This window comes from uncultured Methanobrevibacter sp., from assembly GCF_947169325.1.
Taxonomy (GTDB): Archaea; Methanobacteriota; Methanobacteria; order Methanobacteriales; family Methanobacteriaceae; genus Methanocatella.
The window spans coordinates 1-22,571 of sequence record NZ_CAMVPN010000038.1 but is presented as its reverse complement, the minus strand read 5'-3'; the positions used below and the strand labels follow the sequence as shown (position 1 = coordinate 22,571).

Genomic DNA, 22,571 nt, shown 5'->3' with positions numbered 1-22,571 from the left:
ATTAATAATACAAATAACCTATTAAGTATTATAATTGTGGGTCGCACTCTTAACGATTGGAATTTGTAAAAAACAGGTAAAAAGTAGAATGTGATATATATCCCAAAATGAAATACAGTTAAAAAATGGAAAACGTTGATGGTAATGTGAAAATCAATTAAGAAAAACATAAGTTAACATTAACAACTGTCATTTTATGATGGCAGTATTAAAGTAAAATGCAACTTCAAATTAGACGATTTTTAAAAATTAATTGGCTCAAATATCAATATGGTCCGAAGCCAAAACTCCACCTATTCCCAGACTTTGGGCATTGAAAAAGACCCAATCCTTGCCATCTGCCTGCATATCATTTACAACGACATGGGCAGTAATCTGCTCAGGACAATCAACAAATGATTTAACGACATAAAATGTTTTATTGACAGTGATTTTCTTATAATCCTTGCCATTTGACGGATTTGTATGATTGGTGACGTTTACCTCAGCATCACTGTCAAAGATGAACTTATCTTCTAGAGTTTTTAAATCCTTTTCAAAACTTTCCTCGTCATAGTATTCCTTTGAAAAAATCTCCTTTGTGTAATTTTCAATGATTGGCTGCTTGACGATGACAGACTGGTTGGTTTTTATTTGAATTTCCTTTATCTCGCCATTGTTTTTAGCCACTTTCAATTGATCGTAATCGCTTTCGGAGATAGTGACATTGTATTCTGTCGGATTGTTTAGGTTTTCAACCTCAAACTGCATCAGCTGCGCATTGGCATCACGGGTAAGAATTGCATGAAGAAAGCTGTCCTGAGAATATCCTACACTATTCCCCATCGCAGAAAATGTCCTATCCTCAGCTGAAAGCTGTAAATCCTCATCTGCACTAATCACAGACACAGAAATAAGAATCATACAATTGCAAGTAAAACCAGTATTGAATGCTTCATGTTATCCATGAATATCAATATATTATGAATGAGTGATATAATTTGTGTTTAACATTAACGGCAGACATTTCAAAAATATATTCCCAAAGAAAATCACAACCAAAATCGCTATATGTCAATGGTAATGTCAAAATCAGCCAAATAAAAAAAAAGTTAAGAAAGAAGTTACTCTTCCTTATTCAGTCTGTAGCTTCCGTTCTCGACAATGTATTTCGGAACGATAATCTTTAATGAACGGATAATGTCCAAATAGAAATCATCCAATTCCCTGTCAGCATACGGATAGGTGAATTCGAAAATGTAGAGATTGTCATCTTCCACATATAAAAATTCATTACGTCTGATTTGATTTTCGCCGTCGGAAAATGCTGAGACTATCATGTAGAAAATCTTTCCGTTTATGACAGTGAAATCTGATGCTACAATTTCAATCTTATCGTTGTTTTTTAGGTTGTTTTCAATTCCTTCCATTATTTCCGGAAGCCCTGACAATGTAGGGGTTGTTGAAAACTTAATGGACATTGGAATTGCAGTGTTTACCAGATAAAGGTCTGTAAACTCATCCTTTGGAGGAATCTGGTCATAACCTTCAGGCATTTTAAGTGTTGAAAAACCGTTTGAGAAAAGTGTCACAAAATCACCTATTTATGCGCATAGTAGAATATCAGTCCATCGTCTGCAATCTCATCTAGACGTGCAAATCCTACCCTTTCAAACTGCACCACATCACCGACTTTCAAATCATTTAATGCGGATTCTCCCAAACCGGTTTTGACTGATGCATCATCCATGACGATTTTGACATTGACGTTTTCATCTACAGGAACCCATTGGATGATTCTTGCCTTTGCATCACGTGCATCCTCAAAGGATGTGGAGTGATATTTGATTTCATCACCGTTAATGTCGACATTTACTGCATCCATAAGTCTGAACATGCCGTCTTTAATGTCATCTTTAGCCAAATAAGCATTACCGTCAAACGGCAATATCCTGTTTCCTCTATCAGGATGGTCTGCGTGAAGCGGTCTTTCGACATCAATCCTGCCGTCAGCATAACCGTCAACAGTGATTTCCACTGGCTCTTCGCAGAAGAAATACCTGTTTGCAATCGGTTCGAGGAAGTTGCGGTTCAAACCATAGATCTTTTTCCAGCTGATTGCTGAGTCCGCCATCTTGACTCCCATTTCAATGATTAGTTCATATATTGTTTTAGGATCTATTCCACGTCTTGCAATAGCCCTTAATGTTCCAAGTCTTGGGTCGTCCCATCCTGAGTATGTTCCGTTTTCTATTCCTTCCTTGGCCTTTGAGGTGCTTAATGCAATGTCTTCCATCTTGAGCCTTCCGTAGTGGATGTATTCAGGCACATCCCAACCCATGTGGTCGTAGAGGTACTTCTGCTTTTCAGTGTTTGCCAAATGGTCCTTTCCCCTCAATACGTGAGTCAGTCCCATGAGATGGTCATCCACTGCAACTGAGAAGTTCATCATAGGATATATCCGGTATTTTGTGCCGAGGCGTGGGTGGATTTCGTCAACAAGCCTCATAGCTACCCAGTCACGGATTGCAGGGTTCTTGTGGTTGATGTCAGTTTTAACCCTTAAAACAGCTTCCCCAGCTTCCATTGTATCGAACTTGTCCCACAATTCCAGGTTCTCTTCAACGGAATTGTCTCTGCACGGACATGCTTTGCAGTTGTCCTTAAGCTCCTTGAAGGTTGCACCGTCACAGGTACACATGTATGCCGCACCCTTTTCAATCATCTGGCGGGCGTAATCATAATAGGTTTCAAACCTGTCGGATTGGTAAATAATTTCATCCGCTTTGACTCCCAGCCATTCAAGGTCCTCGGGAATCATTTCATAGGCAGGTTCATATACCCTTTTAGGGTCGGTGTCTTCGATTCTCAATATCAGTTTGCCGTTATGCCTTTTTACATATTCCCCGTTAGGAACAGCAGCACGGGAGTGTCCGATGTGCAATGGTCCGCTTGGATTTGGCGCAAATCTCAAAACAATGTTTTCATGAGTTCCCGGAAGTTCCTGCAGGCCAACCTCTTTTGCTTTCGGCTTTTTGTCTTCTACAACAATGCCTAACTTTTCCATTTCATTTGCCTGCTCTTCGGGACTTAATGCGTTTACCTTTGCTACAATCTTTCCGGACATCGGTCCGATTTCCTTTGCCTTACTTCTCAGTTCAGGTTCGTTTGCCATGATTGAACCCATTACGGCTCCGGGATTTGCAGACCCCTTATGTTTGGCCGCATTGAGCAGGGCATGTTTATAGACAATTTCTTCCAAATCATTCATATAATCATCACTAATTCAATAAATTCATAAAAATAAGCAATATTATTTATCTTATTGAAGATATATAAACATTAAGAATTATAGGGGCTTGACATAATGAGACTTGGCAAAACCAATTTAGAAGTGAACAAAAACGGATTTGGAGCGCTTCCGATTCAGAGATGCAATATGGATGAAGCTGTTGAAATACTTAAGAAGGCATATGACAACGGAATCAATTTTTACGATACCGCACACTTTTATACTGACAGTGAAGAGAAGATGGGAAATGCCTTTGAGGACATCCCCCGTGAAAAGATTTATCTTGCAAGCAAAACAGGAGCTGAAACTGTAGATGACTTTTGGAGCGATTTGGAAACCTCCCTTGAAAGCTTAAAAACAGATTACCTGGACTTGTATCAATTCCACAACATCTCCTTTGTTCCAAAAGAGGATGACGGATTATACAAGGCCATGCTTGAAGCTAAGAAAAAGGGAATGGTGAGACACATCGGAATAACAACCCATAAAATCACATTTGCCCATGAAGCTATTGAAAGCGGACTTTATGAAACCCTGCAATATCCTTTTTCATATTTAAGCGGCGATGAAGAGATAGAGCTGGTCAACAAATGCAAAGATTTGGATGTCGGCTTCATTGCTATGAAGGCCATGGGCGGAGGGCTGATAACAAATTCAAAAGCAAGCTTCGCATTCCTGAACCAGTTCGACAATGTCCTGCCGATTTGGGGAATCCAGAAAATCTCAGAACTTGATGAATTCCTCTCATATGACGAGAATACTATTCTAAATGATGATTTGATGTCACTCATTGAAAACGACAAAATGGAACTTGGAGAAAACTTCTGCAGAGGCTGCGGATACTGCATGCCATGTCCTGAAGGAATAAAAATTAATATCTGTGCAAGAATGTCACTTTGGGTCAGGAGATTTCCGACAGAACCCCATTTAACCGAAGAATGGCAAAAAACAATGGCTGAAACGGAAAACTGCATTGAATGCTGTTCCTGCGTTGACAACTGCCCATATGAGCTGGACATTCCAAGACTTCTGAAAGAAAACTATGAAGATTATAAGAATATCCTCTCCGGAAAGACAAAGGTGTGAAGATGAAGCAATGCATTGAAAACCCGAATGAAGTCAAATGGGAGGAGTTTTGGGCTGAAAGGCTTGAAGGCAAGATAAACAAGAACTGGGATGATGCGGCACCAGGATTTTTCAAAAGGACAAGAAAGGAAGACTACCAGACAGCACTCTTCGACATGCTGAAGCTGGATGAAAACGACACCGTCCTTGATGTTGGATGCGGCGAAGGGTCAATTACTGTTCCCCTGGCCAAAAGGGTGAAAAAGGTAATCGGCGTTGATTCATCACCGAAAATGCTCGAATACCTCGAAAAAAGAGCCACAGACAATGACATTGACAATATAGAAACAATACTGAAACCTATTGAAGAGATTAGCTACGGCGAAATAGGCGATGTCGACGTTGTAGTATGCTCAAGATCCCTCAACGGAATCATTCCTATCACTGACGTTTTGCGTGAATTGGATAAAATAGCCAACAAATACGTCTTCATAACCATTTTTGGGCCTGAAAACAAAAAGATAGAAAAGGACTTCGACAGGGAACTCGGAATCAAAACGGAAGACTTTCCGGACTACAACTACTTCTTCAACATATTATACAACATGGGAATCTATGCAAACATCGAAAGGTTTGACTTGAACAACTACCGCCAATACGACAGCATCGATGAGGCAATAGACAACGGCAAGTTCCGCCTTGACCTTTATTCCGATGAGCAAAAAGAGCTTTTGAGAGATTATCTTGAAAGGATCCTCACTTATGATGAGAAAACAGGAAAGTACTATAACGTCAAGGACAAGGCCGATTGGATAATGGTTTGGTGGAAAAAATAGAGGTGAAGTATTTGAAATACTATTCATTTACTTCTTCAAAATTTTCAGGCAATTCATCGCCTTCAATGACACAATCGCATACTATGCAACGCCATGCCATATTATCGCCAAAAAAGAAAATGAATAAAATGAAATTAATCACTTTTTATCATGGTCTAGATTATGTCTACAAATGATATTATCAAACATTAGTTTAAATCTTTTACAATTTAAAAGAACCTCATAAGCCATAATTTAAAATCAACCTTATTTTTATATGATTGAACTTAAAAATAACTTTGTCGCCGAATTTGAAAACATTTTTACCGATAGTGAACTCAACAGTAGGCACACAAATAGTAATTTACATATGAAGTAAATCTTAAAATAGAATTTTATGAAAAAGCTCCACAATTTTTAAAAAATGAGCATTTTACAGGATAAATAGTTATTAGAATAAGTAATAAAACGGGAATCATTAATCTTCTCAAGTTTACTTAACCGCATTAGTTAGCTTTCCCGTTGCAGACATTGGGGAAAATTTATATGCGAAAAATAGCATATATTAATTAAACAAAATTATAATTATGAAATTACAGGAAGTTAATTTCACCAGGAAGTAAGTGTTCAAATTTTGAGTTCATGAGAATATTAAAATATTAAAAAATAAGATGTTGTCATATGGATAAAAATATATTATATCATGGAAGTAATGTGGAAGTGCATTTTCCGCGCATTCTACAGAATGGTTTTTATAAGGATTTTGGTTATGGCTTTTACTGCACCCTATTTGAAAAGCAAGCAAAACGTTGGGCTATGACAAAAAAAGGAGAATCAGTTGTAAACTTCTATGAATATGTGCCAAATGCTGATTTAAACGTTCTGAAGTTTAACGAAATGTGTGAAGAATGGTTGAATTTCATTGTAAGTTGTCGAAAGGGCATAGAACATAACTATGATATAGTGGAAGGGCCTATGGCAGATGATCAAATTTGGAATTTCATTGAAGGATTTATCGAAGGCAACATTTCAAGAGAAGCATTCTGGGAACTGGTGAAATTTAATTATCCAACCCATCAAATTTGCTTTAACACTGAAAAAGCACTTGAAACATTAACATTTAAAGGAAGTGAAACATTATGAAAAACAAATATTTTCCAGATGAAGATATTGAAATCAATGATTTATACTTTATTTGTTACATGATAGAAAGAGTGGCAAGAAATTTAAAACAAAAAAATAAATATGTTGTAAATACAATTGGAAGAGAGGGACTATATCATCTGATTAGCTGTGCAGAAGTCCTACATTGTGAAAATCCTTTGAAAGTGGAAGCAGATTGGATTAATGACTATGAACTTGAAAATGGAGATTATGATATTACCATTGTTGATAAGGAACTTGCCACAATCATTCCAACACCACTTGATATGGGCGCAGTATATCAACGTCTAATTGTAAATACTCTATCCTCCAAAGAGGATTATGTGGATGGCATTATAAGAGTATATAATGATGAAATATGTGATGTGATAGATAATTATAACTGCAGTGCTTTCTATGAACCTTCCTATGTGATAGCCCGAGCTTATCAAAACCGAGGTTTTTAAAATTAAAATAATATAAAGTTAAAAATCACCTAAAAATAGTATAAACAGAGAAAAATCCAAACATCTTTTTAATGTAATAAAGGAATATAAACTGATATTTGTAAACCTATCGATTAAGTGAAAAAATAAGTCACAGAATAATGTAGGAGCAAGTAATTAACTAAAAACTTCAGATTTTTCTCCGTGCTGAAAATAAATATGATAAAGGTTGTCTTTTAATATGAGACAAACCTAAACCACATTACTATATTACTCACTTTTAATCATGGTTAAGATCATTTTATATGGACTGTTTTTAGCTTGTAGCGCGTGAGGTTCGTTTGCAGGCATGATGATAATCTCACCTGCCTTAACAGTGTTGACTTCACCTGAAATTGTAATTTCGGCTTCACCGTCAATGACCTGAACCATTGCATCAAACGGAGCTGAGTGCTCAGACAATCCCTGACCCTGATCAAAGGCAAAGAAAGTGACTGTTCCCAATTCCTTTTTGATTACTTCACGACTAACTACAGTATCGTCCTGATATTCGACTAACTTTTGGATATCTAAAGCTTTTGCCTTAATATCCCCACTCATAACCTATTCCCCCATAATTGTTTTAATGTCTGCTATTGCATCTCCAGATGTTGGAGTCAGGTTATAGTTTTCAACCAAGACATTCAGGATATCTTCGTTACACCATGCCGGAAGTACAGGGCCAATCCACATGTCAGTTTTTCCAAGGTACAGCAATGCCCAGAGTACTGCAGCCGCCTTTTGTTCCATCCAACTGAGAACAATAGTCAAAGGAAGGTCATTAAGTTCCATTCCGAACAGTTCACATAATGCTACAGCAACATCCACTGCAACGATTGTGTCGTTACATTGACCTACATCCAACAGTCTTGGGATTCCTTCGATGTCCCCTAAGTCAAGGTCGTTGAATTTGTATTTTCCGCATGCTAAAGTCAGGATGACAGTGTCTTGAGGAAGGTTTGCTACAAATTCCCTGTAGTAGTCATTGTGTTTTGCGGCTTTGTCACATCCTCCGACTACGAAGAATCTTCTGATTTTGCCTTCTTCGACCAATTTTTTGATTGCATCAGCGTGTTCTACAATAGCACCTGCGCTCCAACCGGTAGTTATTGTGGTCAATTCTTCAGCTTCAAGGCCGCCTAATGATTTGGCGCATTCGATGACTTGTGAGAAATCATATTCATCAATTGTTTTTACGCCTTCAAGTTTTGCCACATCCATGGTGAACATCCTTTCCTTGTAAGCGTCCAATGCAGGAAGCACGCAGTTACTGGTTGCAACAATTGCTGCATTGTATTTTTTGAATACTGCTCTTTGGTCGTGCCATGCTCCACCTAACTGTCCTGCAAGGTTTTCGTATTTGTTTAATCCAGGATATCCGTGAGCAGGCAGCATTTCGGAGTGGGTGTAGACCTTGATGTCGGTTCCTTCAACCTGTTTCAACAATTCTTCCAATGCTTTTAGGTCGTGACCTGTAACAATGATTGCCGGTCCTTCCTGAGCACCTACTTTCACTTCAACTGGCTGTGGTTCTCCAAAAGCAGCGATGTGAGCGTCTTTGAGTAATCTCATTACAGCCACACTTTTTTCACCAGCTTCAAGAGCAAGTGCAACAAGATCATTTACATCAAAATTGACGTTGGTTAATGTGGTGTATAATCCTTTGGTTAGAAATGCATCGATTTCCTTGTCGTATGCACCTAAAACATTTGCATTATAATTGTATGCACTGATTCCTTTCATAGTAAAGATTAAGTTATCCTGCAATCTTGCTACGGTCGGTTTTTTACCACAAACTCCACTTACAGTACATCCGGTACCATGAGCGGTCTGGGAACATTGATAACAAAACATATCTAATCCTTCAGTCATTTTAATAACCTCTTTTATAAGTCGTTGATTAAAATTATATTTGAAAGGTATTTAAAGATTTTGTCACTATTTAAGGGTTAAAAGTAGTAAACTTTTATATAACATCAAGATTATAGTAAATATCATGGACGAGAATATAGCAATCTTGAAAGGAATCGGACTTACATTGTATGAGGCGCAGGCATATGTGACACTGACATCACTGATTCAGGCAACTGCAGTAGAGGTGTCAGAAAAGTCAAACATTCCCCGAAGCAAAATCTATGATGTTTTAAAGAAGTTGAATGAAAAGGATTTCATAGAAATCGAGGACGGAAGACCACTTACATACATCGTCAAATCTCCTGTTGATGTATTGGGCCGTGAAAAGGAAAAGATAGATTCAGAATTGGACGACACAATAACAAGACTGACCAATGTCTATGAAAACGGAATGATTCAGGTTCAGGCTCCGATATGGAGAATCTACGGCGTTGAAAAGATCATCAACCAGGAAGTTGAAATCATAAAAAGAGCAAAAAAAACAATCAACCTGAGAATAGGATTTCTCTTTGAGGGAGAAGGGGAAGCACTAATCAAGGCATTGAAAAACAGGAAAAACCTTGAAGTGAATATCCTGGCATCACCTACCTGCTACATTAACGATGAGGAAATAAACATCATAAAACTCTTCAAGGAGGCCGACATCAATATCCAAAAGGCAGACATCCCATTCGTTAAAATGATGATTTCAGATTCAAAAGAGATGATGCATACCTACACCAAGTTTACGCAAGACAAAAGAAGCGTGATTCCCGAAACCGCAATCGGAATCTGGAACAAATATGAGGAAATTGCCAAAAACTACGATGAACGTTTCTTGAACCAGCTTAAAAAAATTAAAAATAAAAAGAAAAATCAGAAATAGTTTTCCTGAAATTCCAGATAGGCATCATAAAGATAATCATCCAGCCTGTCTAAAGCCTCATCGGCAATGTCTTTTGGAACATCCCAACGTGCTGAAGCAATGCTTCCTGCAATGGCTGCCTGAGTGTCAGTATCACCGCCTAAAGATACAGCATTTCTTATGGTGTCCTCAAAGTCTTCGGATTCCAAAAAGCAGATTATCGATTCCGGAACGCTGCCTGCACATGACACGTCAAACGAATAGGTCGGCCTTATCTCATCCAGAGTCCTGCTCAAATCATACTCATATCTGATTTCGATGTGGTCTTTGATTTCCTCGTTGGTTGCACCAATCCTTGCAAGATAGATTGCATCGCATGTCGCCAATGCTCCTTTTATTCCTTCGGGATGGTCGTGAGTCACGATAGCTGACCTTTTTGCCAGATCCTGCGCTTCCTCTAAAGTTTCAGCAACCCATGCGCATGGTGAAACACGCATTGCTGAACCGTTTGCCCAGCTTTGATAAGGCTGAGGGTTTTCCTGAGCAAGCCAACGGTGAAAGCGTCCGCCATATCCTCCATAAGGATATTCATTTCCAAAAGTCTGCAGGTTTTCAACCAGCACATCCTGAGAGTCCTTGTCCTGACATAGCCATCTTGCAACCGCCAATGTCAGTATTGTGTCATCAGTGAATGTGGATCTTGGAGGGTACAACTCAAAATCCTTGGTTTTTAGAGGATTACGTTCTCTGGTTGAACCTATTATGTCTCCGCAAATTGCACCTATTATTCCTTTCATATTATTATATTGTGTTTACGAAGTTAATAAACTTATCTAAAAAAAATAGAAAAAGTAAAAATTCCTACCTGTAGCGGAATTTTACTTGAACCTTTGTGATTTTTACGCCATTACTTACAGCATAGTGGTGGTAAAACGTATAACCGCTTGAAGCATGTGACCAACTGCTCCAACGCCATTTTCCGTTCATCTTGAAGTAGGCTCTGGTTAGAAATGCTGAGCTCTTTACATATTTTCCATATTTGGTCAGGTAAATGTTCAATCCTCCAAGCATATATCCTTTCCACTTGTAGACCTGAATTTTGTATTTTCCAACCTTTTTTGTAACATACTTGTTGTACTTTGATTTCAATGTCACTTTTTTCAGCTTTCCGTATGAACTTTTCAATACCTGCCCTGACATTGCAACTGATGATTTTACATCTTTAGATGAACTGTTGACCACCACAGTGGTATTGAAGTTTCCTGAAACTTCCATGGAAAGTACAGGATCTGAAGAGTTATCGTCGGCTGCATTCAAAACTTCCTCACTGTCGCTAGACTCTAAAACTGTATCATTTTGACTGTCTTCTGCCATTGACAGTGAAGTATCATTGATTTCACTGGCCGAAACGCCGGCAACGCTTAAAAGAAATGCCAAAATGAGAAACACTACCAAAATTTTTGATTGCATCTTCATTTTTCTTTCACCATAATTTACTTATCATATTAATATATGTTAATCACAATGTTTAAATATTGCCATTACCTTGCCCATAAAGTATAAATAATAATTGTTCTGGCTTCGTAAAATTGCCGTGACAGTGTAAAATTGTACTGGGAGCAAAGAAAAAGAGTTATATAATTTCTAAAACATAATTATAGCCAATAATATCTAATATTATCATAAACACGGAAATCTCTATATGTTAATCTGGAAAAGTTCATTTCGACACACTCCTTAAATATAATTCATATACTATAGTTACCGAAACATATAGGAATTTCCAAGAACTACTTCACAAAATCTAGCATAAAAATATGCGGTTTCGGGCATGGCCCGGAACCCAAAAAAAGTTGAAAAATGAGAGAAATTATGCGCTTCTCTCAAGTACAAAATCAGCAATGTTTTCAAGTACCTGTTTAGATGAAGAATCCGGCAATATTTCAAGTACTTCTTTAGCTTGGTCAACAGATTCCAGTGCCAAATTGCGAGCATATTCAATGGCACCACAATTTGTTAAGATTTCAATCGCTTCATCTATCTCATCCTGTGAGTTTTCACTGGCTTTTAATATTTCAAGCAATCTGTCATCTTCAACATTCGCCAAACCTTTTATTGCAATGATTGTCATCTTTCCTTTTCCGATGTCTGAACCGATTGGCTTACCTAATGTCTCCTCATCGGAAGCAAGGTCAAGGTAGTCATCCTGAATCTGGAAAGCAAGACCTATAAGACGGCCGTATTCATACATTGCATCAATGACTTCATCTGATGCACCGCCCATGACTGCCCCTACTTTTGTAGCTGCAGCAATCAATGCACCTGTCTTTTTGAAAATCATTTCCATGTATTCATCTTCTGTCACGTCAAACCTGTCTTCAAAGCCCATGTCTGAAGCCTGACCTTCACAGATTTTCACACATGCGTCTGCAACGGTGGCCAGTGCCTTGTTGTTCTGCTCTGAAGTGGTTCCTTCGGTTCCGATGATTATTTCAAAAGCCTTTGAGAACAATGTATCTCCAGCAAGGATTGCGACGTCTTCGCCCCAGACCTTATGAACGGAAGGCATTCCTCTTCTCATGTCGTCATCATCCATGATATCGTCATGGATAAGTGAAAATGTGTGAATCAGTTCGATTGCAGCTGCTGATTTCAAAGCGTTTTCACGTTTTCCTCCAACAGCTTCGGCAACAATCAAAGTCAAGGCAGGCCTGAGCATTTTTCCTCCGGCTCTTGTAAGGTAAACTGATGCTTCAGCAAGGTTTTCCGGAGTAATAGTGGCCAATTCCTCTTCAATTGTTTTTGTAATGTCGGTTGAATAATTCCCGAGTACTTCTTTTACATCACTCATAAATATCCCTCTTAAGTTTTAAAAACTTGCGCTTGTGCGTTTCTTAAAATATGGATGTCATATCCTATTCTGTAGCCTTCTTCTTCGGCAAGTTCAGCGTAAGCCGCAAGCATTGATAAGTCTCCGTGTGCCGGTATGATATGCTGTGGTTTCAACATACGTAAAAATTCCCTGTGGTCTTCCCTTCCAGCGTGTCCGGAAACGTGAGCGTTCGGATAAATTCTTGCACCTTTTGTCTTCAATCTCCTTTCCATGATGTGCCTGTTGGCCGCATTGGTAGGGTTTGGAATGATAGGTGCTGAAATGATAACATTGTCTCCTTTCTTGATGTTGAATGGAGTTCTGCCATTTGCAATTCTTGGAAGCAATGCGTCAGGTTCACCCTGGTGACCTGTAGTTACCAAAAGATAGTTTGCCCTGTCTTCATCGGCTTTCATCAAAGCCTTGTTTACGGCTTTAGGAGAACCGTAGATGCTGGCGTTTTTCGGTAATTTCAGGATTCCAAGCTTCTGTGCGATTCCACAGAACCTTTCCATTGATCTGCCAAGGAAGAATATTTCCCTGTGGCTTTTCTTTGCAATGTCTGCAATGGCCTGTACACGTTCAACGTGTGATGAAAATGTGGTTACAATCATTCCGCTTTTCTCCTGGAGAGGTCCTTTCATTACGTCCTCCAGGATGTTTCTTGCAATTCTTTCGGAATGGGTTTTAACTTCATTGTAATTTTTAGCGTTGGTTGTCTCAACGATTAATGCAAGCACTCCTTCCCTTCCAAGCTCTTTAAGTCTTCTGTAGTCAGGCGGTGGAGATACTTTCTGATGATTGTCAAATTTGAAATCCAATGCGTAAACGATTATTCCTTCTGAAGTGTGCAATACCGGAAATACTGCTTGAGGAATACTGTGTGTTGATTGGACAAATTCCAAAGTGATGTCTTTGGACAGTTTCATTTTGTTTCCCGGATTTAATGGTTTGATTGGGTTTTCTACTTTAAATTTACGTTCCCCTTTTATCTGTTTTTCGATTAAAGCGGCAGTATATGGTGTTCCGATTAATGGCGCATCATATCTGTGCGCCAATTTGGCCACTGCACCTATGTGGTCCAGGTGACCGTGGGAGAATACAATTCCTTTTACCTTACCGTCCACGTCTTTCATTAAGGTGTCGTCCGGAATTACTCCCCTTTCGATTAAGTCTAGGCTATGCATTCTATCAATATCAGTATCTTCGTGCATACTGATCCTGTCAAGGTGGATTCCCATATCGAAGATCACAACGTCTTCTCCTATCCTGACAGCAGTCATGTTTTTCCCGACTTCTTGATATCCGCCTATAGCGATTACTTCTACGCTCATGTTTCATCTCCTTGAATAATTTTTAGTGTTGATTCCTCTTTCATTAAGCCACTCCCTTGTTTTTCCTCGAATGACTAAATTAGATTGTTTTAATTCTTCAATGCTGTTAGCTCCAACTAAAAACATTGCGATTCTAAGTGAATCATTGAATCTGCTAATAAATTCATTAAGCTTTTCCTGTGATGAGCAATTCTTTAAAAACGGCAATGCCATACCTACGGCATCCGCACCGAGAGCTATTGCTTTTGCAGCTTCAAGACCGTTTCTTATTCCTCCTGATGAGATTACAGGAACATCGACTGCATTTACAACTTCAGCAGTGCTTATTGCAGTTGGAATTCCCCAGTCCCAAAAGAGCTCTCCGAAATATTTGTCTTCAGCCCTGTATGTTTCAACGGCAGCCCAGCTGGTTCCGCCTGCTCCCTCGATGTCAATGAAATCCACACCTGCTTCGACCAATATCTTGGCTGATTCTGAGGATATCCCACATCCTGTTTCCTTTGCAAGCACAGGAATGTCCACTGAATCGGTAATCTGACTGATTAGTTCAGTGAATCCTCTTGCATCCAAATCACCTTCAGGCTGAATTGATTCCTGAAGAGGGTTGAGATGGATTGCCAGAATATCTGCATCCAGTATTTCTACAGCCTTTTCGGCCAGATTGAGTTGTGGCGCGCCGATGTTTCCAACAAGCAGACAGTTTGGAGCGTTTTCCCTGACGACAGTGTATGTGTCTTCAAGTTCAGGATGCTCACATGCAGCCCTCTGGGATCCTACTCCCAAAGCGATGTTGTTGTTTTCGGCTGCTATTGCCAATTGCCGGTTGATTGATTTTGCGGCAGGATGGCCGCCGGTGATTGCAGTAATGAATAAAGGTGAGTCTAATTTTTTACCGAAAGCTGTGGTTGATAAGTCTATTTCATTTTTATCCACTTCCGGAAGCACATTATGGATGAGTTCAATGTCTTCAAATCCGTTTGTCTTGTTTTTAAACTCTACATCATAATTTTCACAAATCAATAAATGCTCTAGTTTTCTATCTGAAATCATATGTCTAATTTCCCCTTGAAATTACAGTTCCCTTTACTTCTTCACCTTCCAACACCTTAAAAATGTTGTCCTTAATTTCAGCATTTATTATTTTAGATTCGATTCCCAAATCTGCTAAATATAAAAGTTCCTTGATTTTTCCAATCATTCCGCCTGTAACGTCAACGTTTGTGGTTCCTTCCAGGGTGTCCAAGTCCTCGAGTGAGGAGAACCTGTCGAAAAATATTGCATCGTCATGTGTTTTCGGGTTTTTGTTGTAGACTCCATCCACGTCGGTTCCTAAAATAACTCTGTCTGCAGAGAGATTGACTGCAAGATACTGAATCAACTGGTCTCCTGAAATCACACAGATTTCAAGTTCGCTGTCAAGAACAACATCTCCGTATATGACCGGGATGAAACCCTTGTCGAGATATTTGTTGAAAAATTCCAGATTGCCTTCGGTAATCCTTTTGCCGGAAGCAGTCATGAAACTTGAAGCTGGAATTGCAACGACAGGAAGCCCTTCTTCGATGAAGGCTTCGCAAATGAGCATGTTTAACTTTTTAACTGCGTTTTGAGTCTTGCAAAATCCGATTCTTTTTTGCGGGTATTCCGCCTTGTCGAATGATTCGCCAATCCTGTATTCCTTTGCAGGAGGATGTCCGAATGATCCCGCACCATGAACAATAATCAATTTTTTGTCTGACACGTCAAGTGAAGATTTAATCTCACCTGCAATCCTTTTAAGGGATTCGCCGTCGATTTCGCTTTCGGCAGAATCCTTATTGGTAAGAATGCTTCCACCAATTTTTAAAATAATCATAAAATCACTTATAAACCCTTGAAGAAACTCCTTTACGAGTGAAATGAATCTTTAAGACATTATCATCCTTTTCAATAGCTTCAGCGACTTGTTCAACCTTGCCTGGGCAAAGCGCTATAATGCTTCCCCCTCCACCTGCACCGGTGGTTTTGGAACCTATAGCTCCTGCTTCCCTTGCATTATAAACCATTCTGGACAATTCCAAAGTGTTGACGCCTAAAACGTCTAAAAATCCGTGGTTGATATTCATCAGTTCACCAACCTTATTGAAGTCCCTTTTCAATATTGCCTGCTTCGCGTAATTGGTCAGATTGCCCATAGCTGAAATTACGGGATTGATGATTTTCGGATTCCTGTTTTTAAGGGAACGTACGTCCTTTACCATCTTTCCAGTGTTTCCATGCTTGGTTGTGTAACCTACAACGAAAGGAACATTGAAATTGACGTTGAAATGCTCAACCTTTTTGTTTCTTGACAGATAAACCATTCCACCGTAAGTGGAAACCAAAGTGTCAAGAGGGCTTGCAACTCCCTGAACTGCCTGCTCCACCATGTGAGCGTCATGGGCCAGGGATTTCTTGTTGAAGCGAACGTTGTGATATCTGTATAATGCAGCCAGTGTAGCTACGGTAACTGCGGCAGATGAACCAAGTCCTGAACCGATAGGAACATTGGATGACAATGTAATGTCGATTGGAGTATGGTCGTGTGCCCTATAAAGAGATTCTAAAATATATCTGATAATACCAGGTTTTCCTTTCAATAAACTATACTTCTTTTCACGTGTAAGAAGTTCTGCTTCAAAATTAATGTTTGGAGCTCTGAAAATGGACCTGTCGTCCTCTGACTCCTTAATGGTAATGTAAGCTCTCTTATTGACAGCTCCCGCTATGGCCGGCTCGTCGTAAACGACGGAATGTTCACCGAAAAGAATTGCCTTTGCAGGGGCTGAAGCTTTAGCAATCATAAATACACCTTATCTAAAAACACCTGAAGCATAACCTACTACTGAAGTCAAGTCCCCCGTAACGTCACCGCTGGTTTTATACTCCAAAATCTCGCAATCTGTTTTATCAGACATTTTGGAAACCAGAATGGCTGTCATTACCGGACCGTAACCGCACATGGTAATGTTATACTGGATTACTTCCTCAAAAAGCTTGAATTCGTTCATTTCACTGATGTCTTCAAGTACAAAACCGTCAACCTTGTTTGCCTTTTCCTGATTGTTGAAGTGAGACAAATCAGTGCTTGCGATTACCGCATATGACCTGCCAAGTTCACCTGCAGCATCGAAAATTGCCTTTGCAAGGTCGCTTGAAGCAGTGAAGTTCTGAGATCCCATAGTAACAGGAACTATCTTGAAGTCATTTGAGAAGTATTGCAGGAACGGCAGCTGAACCTCTATGCTGTGTTCGCGAAGGTGGGCTGAAAAGTCGGCTGATGCAATATTTGAATTCGAAATAATGGCATCTGCAAATTCGCTGTCGACTTGCACAATCCCCAGCGGAGTTTCCCACTCACCATCATTGAACACTGAGATTTCAGTACCGAAACCTGTGTGGTTAGGACTTAATATAATAAAAACTTCAGGAAAACCATTTTGAACTAATTTGGAGTAGCCATGAGAGGCTACTGCACCTGAATATTGATAACCTGCATGAGGAACCATTATGTTTATCGGATAGTCTGTGCCTTCGAATTTGCCCATGTGAGGTATTTCGCCGACGCCAAAATCATCTAGGAAACAATTTTCTATTGTCCGTGCAAGGATTTCGGGATTATCCGGATAAAATGCTCCGGCAACAGCAGGTTTTCTTAACATTTAACTCATTTAGAATTTAAGTTCAAAGTCGGTTGCTTCGATATCTAAGTCACCATCTTCTGGGATGTCGCCTCTTTCTCTTAAGATTTGTCTTGCAAGTAACCAGTAAACCAAAGCGATAGCTTTTCTACCTTTGTTGTTTACAGGTACAGCGATGTCAACAAAACTGAGTAAGTTTTCTGTATCACATAATGCAATTACAGGAATACCGTTTTGTTTGGATTCTAAAATAGCTTGTGAGTCAGACCTTGGGTCAGTTACAACAATGATTTTTGGTTCGATGAATTTGGCGTAATTTGGGTTTGTTAATGTTCCAGGAATGAATCTTCCAGGAATGGTTTTTGCGCCGGTGATTTCACCGAATTTTTTAACAGGAGCCTGACCGTATTGTCTGGTTGCTACTACTAAAATGTCTTCTGGGTCGTATTTTGCTAAGAGTTTTGCAATTTGTCTGATTCTTTCATCAGTTTTTTGAATGTCTAAAACATATAAACCGTCAGATCTTACTCTGAAAATGTATTTTTCCATATCGCTAGTTTTTTGTTGGGTTCCGATATGTAAACCTGCTGCTAAATAGTTGTCTAAATCAATTAAAAGTTCGTTAGTCATTAATAATCACCTTTTTTTATTATATTTAATCGTCATCTTCAATTTCTATACATTCGTTAGGACATACGTCCATACATACTTCACAATAACTGCAGTCTTCTGGATTGTTAATAGTTATTTTATCTCCTTCAAGAACTAAAACTTCCATTGGGCAAACGTCAGAACATTCTGCACAGTCAGCACCATCGCATTTATCATAATCAATAGTTACTTTAGCCATTAAACTCACTCCCTTTAACGTATTACTAGAATTCACCCATCTTCGGATTTGGAAGTTCCTCTTCAATGCGGATAAGTTCGTTTAATTTCGCTATCCTTTCACCACCTATGGCTCCGGTCTTGATCATTGGAGATGCAAAACCTACAGCCAGGTGTGCGATAGTCTCATCAGTTGTCTCGCCAGACCTGTGGGATACAACAGGAACAATGCCGTTTTCCTTTGCAAGCTTTACAGTAGCATAGGTTTCGGTCAATGAACCGATCTGGTTAGGCTTGATGATAATTGCATTTGCGGCATTGCATTCTATTCCCTTGGCCAACAGTTCCTTGTTGGTTACGAACAGGTCATCTCCGCAAACTAAACATTTATCCCCTACTTTGGAAGTCAACTCGGAAAATCCTTTGAAATCAGATTCGTCGAATGGGTCTTCTACATAAAACATTTTGTAAGTATCAATGATATCTTTTACGAAATCAATTTGATCTCCGGTGTCTCTTTTGACACCATCTTGAGCATAAACGTATTTTTGCTCATCTGCATTCCACAATTCAGAAGCTGCCATGTCTAAAGAAGGCCTTATCTCAATACCGATTTCATCGCCAACCTCTTCGCATGCCCTGGCCTGTATTTCCAAAGCTGCATCGTTTGTGATGTTCGGCACCCATCCTCCTTCATCTCCTTTGCCGCCTGTGAAATTGGCATCTTTGGTCTGAATCAGTTCCTTCAGTTTTTTGTGAACTGCGGCATTTGCAAATATTGCTTCGCAAACGTTTGAAGCACCGATCGGCACGACAAGGAATTCCTGTATGTCAGGTGCATTGACGCCTGCATGTGCGCCTCCGTTCATCATGTTTCCTAAAGGATAAGGCAATTCATTAACCAGATTTCCGCCAAGATACTTGTAAAGCGGCATGTTATAAGATTTCGCAGCGGCCTTTGCTACAGCCATGGATATCGCTACAGTGGTATTTCCACCGATAGCTGAGAAGTTTTCTGTACCATCGATTTCCTTGAGGACCTCATCTATGGTAGCTATGTCTTCAGCATCCATACCAATCAATTCGGAAGCTATGAAATCTTCCATTTCACGGACTACCAAATCTACTCCGCCTTCTGGAAAAGACACCACTTCCCTTGAACCTGTGCTGGCTCCGCTCGGTGCAGCAGCTCTACCAAAACCATTCCAAGTGACTATATCCACTTCAATGGTTGGATTACCTCTGCTGTCCAAAATCTTACGAACTTGGACATCTTCTATTACACTATCCAAAAAAAACACCTCAGTGTCATTTAATTTGTTACCACATAATCTATACTCTAAAAAAGCAGTAAGTTTCTTTATAGAGTTATGTTGGTATTTTTTATTTTTTTAAATAAATTATGAGAGTAAATAGATTGATTATCTATTCATCTCTGATAACATCTAATGGTAAAACTCCAGCTTTCAACTCCTCATAAGCTATGTCGATTGGATCAAGGGAATCCTTGATTTCAACCAAAGGCTTTGCGCCCATGGAAATTTGAATCGCTCTAGCTCCAAGAAGTCTAGCTCTTTCAAACCTTGTTAATTTTTTATCAACATTCATGAAAATTACTCCGTTATTAGGCACTATTTTACCAAGATTATATTTAAAATATAACATCCCATACCGGCAGAATCATTCCCAGGTTTCCACATGGGAAATCAGCATTCTTCTGCAACAGTATCTAGTTAAACCTAAGTCATCCAAAACATCTTTTGACTTTTCTCCGGCAGCCACCCTTTTGGTGTATTCGTCAAAGTAGGCAGATACCGGCTTTCCACAACTTAAGCATCTAATAGGAATCATTTATATCATCTTTTTTAATTTAAATAAAATATTAAAGGTACAGAGTAATTATCTGTAACTTTTTTGTTTACGTGCTCTTGCTCCAGGACCACCGTATTTTTTAGGTTCTGAACGTCTTGGGTCACCTACTAACATGGTTCTGTCGTATTGGATGAATTTTTCTTTTAAATCCATATCTTGAGACCATTGTACGAGTCCTTTTGCAATTACCATACGTGCAGCTTCAGCTTGACCCATTACTCCTCCACCAATAACTTTGATGTTGAAATCAACTTCATTAGCTAAATCTCCAGCTAAAGTTAATGGTTCTTGTAATTTTAATCTTGCAAGCTCAGGGGAATAAAGTTCTAAAGGAACTCTGTTGATTCTAACTTTACCGGTTCCTTCCTGAACAGTGCCTCTTGCGATAGCTGTTTTACGTTTTCCACTTGTATGAATAACTTTAACCATAATCACACATCCATTTTATCTAAAAGGTAGCTCCTAAAAGTTTGGAGATTTCTCCGAGTTCGATACCTTTTTTAATGTTTTTGTATTCTGCTTCAGGAACTGATGTGAGTTCAGCATCTGCATATTCTGCAGGTACGCCTACGAAAGCTTTCAAGCCTTTGTATGCGGTTTTACCTTTTGATTTTTTGAAAGGTAACATTCCTCTTACAGTTCTTCTAAATATGTCGTCAGGCCTTCTAGGATATTTAGGACCTAAGTCACGAGGGTTAGAAATACTTGCCCTGTCAACTCTTTGTTTGTATTTAGCATAAGCCCAATCCTTGTTTCCAGTTAACATAATTTTTTCAGCATTGAGAATTACTACTTCTTCGCCTTCTAAAAGATTTTTACTAGTTACACTAGCTAATCTTCCTAAAACGCATCCTTCTCCATCAATAATCATAATAACACCCTACTTATTCTATGATCCTAATGTTTGATCCTTTAGGATTTGATTCGATTATCTCATCAATTGAGATGCATTCTCCACCAGCACTTTCGATTTTTTCCTGTGCTTGAGCTGAGAATTTAAATGCTACAACATCTACTTTTTCTTCTAAATTACCGTTTGATAAAACTTTACCAGGTACTAAAATAGTTTCGCCTGCTTCAGCATATCTTGCAATATCGGATAAATTTACTTCAGCGGTTCTTCTATTAGACCTTTCAAGCCTTTGAGCAACATCTTTCCAAATAGCTGCATCTTCGTTTCTTGATTGTTCATAAAGTTTATTAATAAGTTCAACAAGGTTAGGATTTGTTTTTACTATTTTCTTAACCATTATTTACTTCCTCCTTCTTCACTAAATTGGATAAACTTATCAGCTTTTTCACCTAATACATCACAAGCTTTTAATAAAACTTCCTTAGGAGGCATAGCTCCATCTGTTTCAATTCTGAATATGAAGTCATTTTCACGGAATCCAACGTTAATGTAACCGTTTGCTGAAGCTCTTACGCAGCTTTTGCACATGGTACAGTTTTCAATATCCAAAATCTTGATTTTCTTGGATCTTCTATCGGATTTCAATACTCCGCGAGGACATGCAAGTGCACAGTCGTAGTCAATTTCCTCATCCTCGTTGAATGTGATTTCAGGATATTGCTTGTATGCGCATACGGTTGTAGGCATCCATTTTGCGTGTTCCTTACCGTATCCTACTTTTGCGACTGCCTCAATATTGAGCACTTCATCTTCTTTAAGTTTTACTAAAGGAATTGTGTCGTATACTGGTTTAATTTTTGAGTCTGAAGATATTAAATCCTTTGAATAAACTACTTTAGGTCCCACTTCATTCAAACTGAACATGATTCCGTTTTCATATACGTCCCAATCGTCATCTTCAGGCAGTGACATGCCTTCGAGAGCATCGAGATCGGAAACCAAAGGAGTTAATCCTAGTCTATGAGCAAGCACCTCATTAAACATTGCAGAATCATTTCTGATAATGTTTACATCTTCAATAGCTATCTTAGGCACATTAACCATTGCACATCTTCTGATAGCATTGATGAAAGGCACTTCTGCATCACGAACAATGAAAACCATTTCATTATCGCTTTGACTTTTAACTTCTATCTCCATATTAAACCCTTCCATCTATACTCTTCTTCCTCTTTTACCACCAGGTCTTCCAGTACCGTCGTGAGGGATAGGAGTGATATCTTCGATTTTTCCTATTTTAATTCCAGCTCTTGCTAAAGCACGGATGGTAGCTTGTGCACCAGGTCCAGGACTTCTAGGTCCGTTTCCACCAGGAGCTCTTACTTTAATATGTAAACCAATAAATCCTTTTTCTTTAGCATCATCAGCTATTCTGGTTGCTGCAGCCATAGCTGCGAAAGGTGAAGCTTGTTGTCTGTCTGCACGTACAACTCTTCCACCAGACCATTGTGAAATAGTTTCAGCACCAGTAATATCTGTTACAGTAATAATAGTGTTATTGAATGATGAGTAAATATTAGCTATACCCCATTTTTCATCTTTTGCCATAGTTACAC

28 protein-coding genes are annotated in these 22,571 nt (G+C 39.0%); 5 read left to right on the top strand and 23 right to left on the bottom strand.

The window, feature by feature from the left end; all coding sequences use genetic code 11:
* Positions 1-258: 258 nt before the first annotated feature.
* From Q0W26_RS06655 to Q0W26_RS06645, 3 genes are all read right to left on the bottom strand, one after another.
* Positions 259-888, bottom strand: coding sequence for a hypothetical protein (locus tag Q0W26_RS06655; protein ID WP_298523503.1), 630 nt, complete (start codon positions 886-888; stop codon positions 259-261).
* 215 nt (positions 889-1,103) lie between these two features.
* Complete coding sequence (locus Q0W26_RS06650) at positions 1,104-1,571, bottom strand: hypothetical protein (RefSeq protein WP_298523502.1); 468 nt, start codon at positions 1,569-1,571, stop codon at positions 1,104-1,106.
* Between the two features lie 8 nt (positions 1,572-1,579).
* A complete protein-coding gene (locus Q0W26_RS06645; RefSeq protein ID WP_298523501.1) occupies positions 1,580-3,250 on the bottom strand; it encodes a glutamate--tRNA ligase in 1,671 nt (556 codons plus the stop codon).
* Between the two features lie 96 nt (positions 3,251-3,346).
* On the opposite strand from Q0W26_RS06645, the gene Q0W26_RS06640 reads away from it, so the two are divergent.
* The 4 genes from Q0W26_RS06640 (at position 3,347) to Q0W26_RS06625 (ending at position 6,761) form a co-directional block, all read left to right on the top strand.
* Positions 3,347-4,357 carry an aldo/keto reductase gene (locus Q0W26_RS06640; RefSeq protein WP_298523500.1) on the top strand — a complete coding sequence of 337 codons (1,011 nt, stop codon included), beginning with the start codon at positions 3,347-3,349 and terminating at the stop codon, positions 4,355-4,357.
* Positions 4,358-4,359: 2 nt separating this feature from the next.
* Complete coding sequence (locus Q0W26_RS06635) at positions 4,360-5,172, top strand: class I SAM-dependent methyltransferase (protein WP_298523499.1); 813 nt, start codon at positions 4,360-4,362, stop codon at positions 5,170-5,172.
* 660 nt (positions 5,173-5,832) lie between these two features.
* A complete protein-coding gene (locus Q0W26_RS06630; protein ID WP_298523498.1) occupies positions 5,833-6,294 on the top strand; it encodes a DUF3990 domain-containing protein in 462 nt (153 codons plus the stop codon).
* Positions 6,291-6,761, top strand: a complete 471-nt coding sequence (locus Q0W26_RS06625) for a hypothetical protein (protein ID WP_298523497.1) — start codon at positions 6,291-6,293, stop codon at positions 6,759-6,761. Before Q0W26_RS06630 ends, Q0W26_RS06625 begins: the two co-directional genes overlap by 4 nt.
* Before the next feature lie 249 nt (positions 6,762-7,010).
* Here Q0W26_RS06625 and Q0W26_RS06620 read toward each other — a convergent pair whose 3' ends face one another.
* On the bottom strand, positions 7,011-7,340 hold the full coding sequence (locus Q0W26_RS06620; protein ID WP_298523496.1) for a cupin domain-containing protein: 330 nt from the start codon (positions 7,338-7,340) through the stop codon (positions 7,011-7,013).
* A gap of 3 nt (positions 7,341-7,343) precedes the next feature.
* Entirely contained in the window at positions 7,344-8,651 is a 1,308-nt protein-coding gene (gene hcp / locus Q0W26_RS06615; RefSeq protein ID WP_298523495.1) for a hydroxylamine reductase, read from the bottom strand.
* Between the two features lie 124 nt (positions 8,652-8,775).
* On the opposite strand from hcp, the gene Q0W26_RS06610 reads away from it, so the two are divergent.
* On the top strand, positions 8,776-9,558 hold the full coding sequence (locus Q0W26_RS06610) for a TrmB family transcriptional regulator (protein WP_298523494.1): 783 nt from the start codon (positions 8,776-8,778) through the stop codon (positions 9,556-9,558).
* Here the strand turns inward: Q0W26_RS06610 and Q0W26_RS06605 are convergent.
* From Q0W26_RS06605 to Q0W26_RS06520, 18 genes are all read right to left on the bottom strand, one after another.
* Positions 9,549-10,334: an ADP-ribosylglycohydrolase family protein gene (locus Q0W26_RS06605; RefSeq protein ID WP_298523493.1), complete on the bottom strand. Its 786-nt coding sequence runs from the start codon at positions 10,332-10,334 to the stop codon at positions 9,549-9,551. The two genes, Q0W26_RS06610 and Q0W26_RS06605, sit on opposite strands and share 10 nt — an antisense overlap.
* Positions 10,335-10,398: 64 nt before the next feature.
* Positions 10,399-11,013: a hypothetical protein gene (locus tag Q0W26_RS06600; protein WP_298523492.1), complete on the bottom strand. Its 615-nt coding sequence runs from the start codon at positions 11,011-11,013 to the stop codon at positions 10,399-10,401.
* A gap of 394 nt (positions 11,014-11,407) precedes the next feature.
* Positions 11,408-12,388 (bottom strand): short chain isoprenyl diphosphate synthase IdsA, encoded by a 981-nt coding sequence (gene idsA / locus Q0W26_RS06595; RefSeq protein WP_298523491.1) that lies wholly within the window; start codon positions 12,386-12,388, stop codon positions 11,408-11,410.
* Between the two features lie 11 nt (positions 12,389-12,399).
* Positions 12,400-13,743: an RNase J family beta-CASP ribonuclease gene (locus Q0W26_RS06590; RefSeq protein ID WP_298523490.1), complete on the bottom strand. Its 1,344-nt coding sequence runs from the start codon at positions 13,741-13,743 to the stop codon at positions 12,400-12,402.
* Positions 13,744-13,746: 3 nt separating this feature from the next.
* Positions 13,747-14,793 carry a type 2 isopentenyl-diphosphate Delta-isomerase gene (fni, locus tag Q0W26_RS06585; RefSeq protein WP_298523489.1) on the bottom strand — a complete coding sequence of 349 codons (1,047 nt, stop codon included), beginning with the start codon at positions 14,791-14,793 and terminating at the stop codon, positions 13,747-13,749.
* Between the two features lie 4 nt (positions 14,794-14,797).
* The gene (locus Q0W26_RS06580) at positions 14,798-15,598 is read right to left on the bottom strand and encodes an isopentenyl phosphate kinase (RefSeq protein ID WP_298523488.1); all 801 of its coding nucleotides are present in this window, start codon (positions 15,596-15,598) and stop codon (positions 14,798-14,800) included.
* A 4-nt stretch (positions 15,599-15,602) separates the two neighbouring features.
* Complete coding sequence (mvk, locus tag Q0W26_RS06575) at positions 15,603-16,565, bottom strand: mevalonate kinase (protein ID WP_298523487.1); 963 nt, start codon at positions 16,563-16,565, stop codon at positions 15,603-15,605.
* Positions 16,566-16,574: 9 nt separating this feature from the next.
* Positions 16,575-17,423: an AmmeMemoRadiSam system protein B gene (gene amrB / locus Q0W26_RS06570; protein WP_298523486.1), complete on the bottom strand. Its 849-nt coding sequence runs from the start codon at positions 17,421-17,423 to the stop codon at positions 16,575-16,577.
* Between the two features lie 9 nt (positions 17,424-17,432).
* Positions 17,433-18,032 carry a 30S ribosomal protein S2 gene (gene rpsB / locus Q0W26_RS06565; protein WP_298523485.1) on the bottom strand — a complete coding sequence of 200 codons (600 nt, stop codon included), beginning with the start codon at positions 18,030-18,032 and terminating at the stop codon, positions 17,433-17,435.
* A 25-nt stretch (positions 18,033-18,057) separates the two neighbouring features.
* Positions 18,058-18,252, bottom strand: coding sequence for a 4Fe-4S binding protein (locus tag Q0W26_RS06560; RefSeq protein ID WP_298523484.1), 195 nt, complete (start codon positions 18,250-18,252; stop codon positions 18,058-18,060).
* Between the two features lie 25 nt (positions 18,253-18,277).
* On the bottom strand, positions 18,278-19,522 hold the full coding sequence (gene eno, locus Q0W26_RS06555) for a phosphopyruvate hydratase (RefSeq protein ID WP_298523483.1): 1,245 nt from the start codon (positions 19,520-19,522) through the stop codon (positions 18,278-18,280).
* A 133-nt stretch (positions 19,523-19,655) separates the two neighbouring features.
* Positions 19,656-19,838, bottom strand: coding sequence for a DNA-directed RNA polymerase subunit K (locus Q0W26_RS06550; RefSeq protein ID WP_298523505.1), 183 nt, complete (start codon positions 19,836-19,838; stop codon positions 19,656-19,658).
* Positions 19,839-19,910: 72 nt separating this feature from the next.
* Positions 19,911-20,081: a DNA-directed RNA polymerase subunit N gene (locus Q0W26_RS06545; protein WP_298523482.1), complete on the bottom strand. Its 171-nt coding sequence runs from the start codon at positions 20,079-20,081 to the stop codon at positions 19,911-19,913.
* Positions 20,082-20,129: 48 nt separating this feature from the next.
* Positions 20,130-20,531 (bottom strand): 30S ribosomal protein S9, encoded by a 402-nt coding sequence (locus tag Q0W26_RS06540; RefSeq protein ID WP_298523481.1) that lies wholly within the window; start codon positions 20,529-20,531, stop codon positions 20,130-20,132.
* 19 nt (positions 20,532-20,550) lie between these two features.
* A complete protein-coding gene (locus Q0W26_RS06535; RefSeq protein WP_298523480.1) occupies positions 20,551-20,973 on the bottom strand; it encodes a 50S ribosomal protein L13 in 423 nt (140 codons plus the stop codon).
* Between the two features lie 13 nt (positions 20,974-20,986).
* Positions 20,987-21,352, bottom strand: a complete 366-nt coding sequence (locus Q0W26_RS06530) for a 50S ribosomal protein L18e (RefSeq protein ID WP_298523479.1) — start codon at positions 21,350-21,352, stop codon at positions 20,987-20,989.
* Positions 21,352-22,155 (bottom strand): DNA-directed RNA polymerase subunit D, encoded by an 804-nt coding sequence (locus tag Q0W26_RS06525; protein ID WP_298523478.1) that lies wholly within the window; start codon positions 22,153-22,155, stop codon positions 21,352-21,354. Before Q0W26_RS06525 ends, Q0W26_RS06530 begins: the two co-directional genes overlap by 1 nt.
* Positions 22,156-22,170: 15 nt before the next feature.
* A complete protein-coding gene (locus tag Q0W26_RS06520) occupies positions 22,171-22,563 on the bottom strand; it encodes a 30S ribosomal protein S11 (RefSeq protein WP_298523504.1) in 393 nt (130 codons plus the stop codon).
* Positions 22,564-22,571 lie beyond the last annotated feature (8 nt).

What these genes read in the sequence shown, in the direction of transcription:
- rpsB (WP_298523485.1), bottom strand. Translation starts at nt 18,032, where the DNA reads ATGACTAACGAACTTTTAATTGATTTAGACAACTATTTAGCAGCAGGT.
- Q0W26_RS06640 (WP_298523500.1), top strand. Translation starts at nt 3,347, where the DNA reads ATGAGACTTGGCAAAACCAATTTAGAAGTGAACAAAAACGGATTTGGA.
- Q0W26_RS06530 (WP_298523479.1), bottom strand. Translation starts at nt 21,352, where the DNA reads ATGGTTAAGAAAATAGTAAAAACAAATCCTAACCTTGTTGAACTTATT.
- Q0W26_RS06630 (WP_298523498.1), top strand. Translation starts at nt 5,833, where the DNA reads ATGGATAAAAATATATTATATCATGGAAGTAATGTGGAAGTGCATTTT.
- Q0W26_RS06605 (WP_298523493.1), bottom strand. Translation starts at nt 10,334, where the DNA reads ATGAAAGGAATAATAGGTGCAATTTGCGGAGACATAATAGGTTCAACC.
- mvk (WP_298523487.1), bottom strand. Translation starts at nt 16,565, where the DNA reads ATGATTGCTAAAGCTTCAGCCCCTGCAAAGGCAATTCTTTTCGGTGAA.
- Q0W26_RS06600 (WP_298523492.1), bottom strand. Translation starts at nt 11,013, where the DNA reads ATGAAGATGCAATCAAAAATTTTGGTAGTGTTTCTCATTTTGGCATTT.
- Q0W26_RS06635 (WP_298523499.1), top strand. Translation starts at nt 4,360, where the DNA reads ATGAAGCAATGCATTGAAAACCCGAATGAAGTCAAATGGGAGGAGTTT.
- Q0W26_RS06550 (WP_298523505.1), bottom strand. Translation starts at nt 19,838, where the DNA reads ATGAATGTTGATAAAAAATTAACAAGGTTTGAAAGAGCTAGACTTCTT.
- amrB (WP_298523486.1), bottom strand. Translation starts at nt 17,423, where the DNA reads ATGTTAAGAAAACCTGCTGTTGCCGGAGCATTTTATCCGGATAATCCC.
- Q0W26_RS06525 (WP_298523478.1), bottom strand. Translation starts at nt 22,155, where the DNA reads ATGGAGATAGAAGTTAAAAGTCAAAGCGATAATGAAATGGTTTTCATT.
- idsA (WP_298523491.1), bottom strand. Translation starts at nt 12,388, where the DNA reads ATGAGTGATGTAAAAGAAGTACTCGGGAATTATTCAACCGACATTACA.
- Q0W26_RS06610 (WP_298523494.1), top strand. Translation starts at nt 8,776, where the DNA reads ATGGACGAGAATATAGCAATCTTGAAAGGAATCGGACTTACATTGTAT.
- Q0W26_RS06645 (WP_298523501.1), bottom strand. Translation starts at nt 3,250, where the DNA reads ATGAATGATTTGGAAGAAATTGTCTATAAACATGCCCTGCTCAATGCG.
- Q0W26_RS06520 (WP_298523504.1), bottom strand. Translation starts at nt 22,563, where the DNA reads ATGGCAAAAGATGAAAAATGGGGTATAGCTAATATTTACTCATCATTC.
- Q0W26_RS06580 (WP_298523488.1), bottom strand. Translation starts at nt 15,598, where the DNA reads ATGATTATTTTAAAAATTGGTGGAAGCATTCTTACCAATAAGGATTCT.
- Q0W26_RS06590 (WP_298523490.1), bottom strand. Translation starts at nt 13,743, where the DNA reads ATGAGCGTAGAAGTAATCGCTATAGGCGGATATCAAGAAGTCGGGAAA.
- Q0W26_RS06545 (WP_298523482.1), bottom strand. Translation starts at nt 20,081, where the DNA reads ATGATTCCTATTAGATGCTTAAGTTGTGGAAAGCCGGTATCTGCCTAC.
- Q0W26_RS06620 (WP_298523496.1), bottom strand. Translation starts at nt 7,340, where the DNA reads ATGAGTGGGGATATTAAGGCAAAAGCTTTAGATATCCAAAAGTTAGTC.
- hcp (WP_298523495.1), bottom strand. Translation starts at nt 8,651, where the DNA reads ATGACTGAAGGATTAGATATGTTTTGTTATCAATGTTCCCAGACCGCT.
- fni (WP_298523489.1), bottom strand. Translation starts at nt 14,793, where the DNA reads ATGATTTCAGATAGAAAACTAGAGCATTTATTGATTTGTGAAAATTAT.
- Q0W26_RS06625 (WP_298523497.1), top strand. Translation starts at nt 6,291, where the DNA reads ATGAAAAACAAATATTTTCCAGATGAAGATATTGAAATCAATGATTTA.
- Q0W26_RS06560 (WP_298523484.1), bottom strand. Translation starts at nt 18,252, where the DNA reads ATGGCTAAAGTAACTATTGATTATGATAAATGCGATGGTGCTGACTGT.
- Q0W26_RS06540 (WP_298523481.1), bottom strand. Translation starts at nt 20,531, where the DNA reads ATGGTTAAAGTTATTCATACAAGTGGAAAACGTAAAACAGCTATCGCA.
- Q0W26_RS06535 (WP_298523480.1), bottom strand. Translation starts at nt 20,973, where the DNA reads ATGATTATTGATGGAGAAGGATGCGTTTTAGGAAGATTAGCTAGTGTA.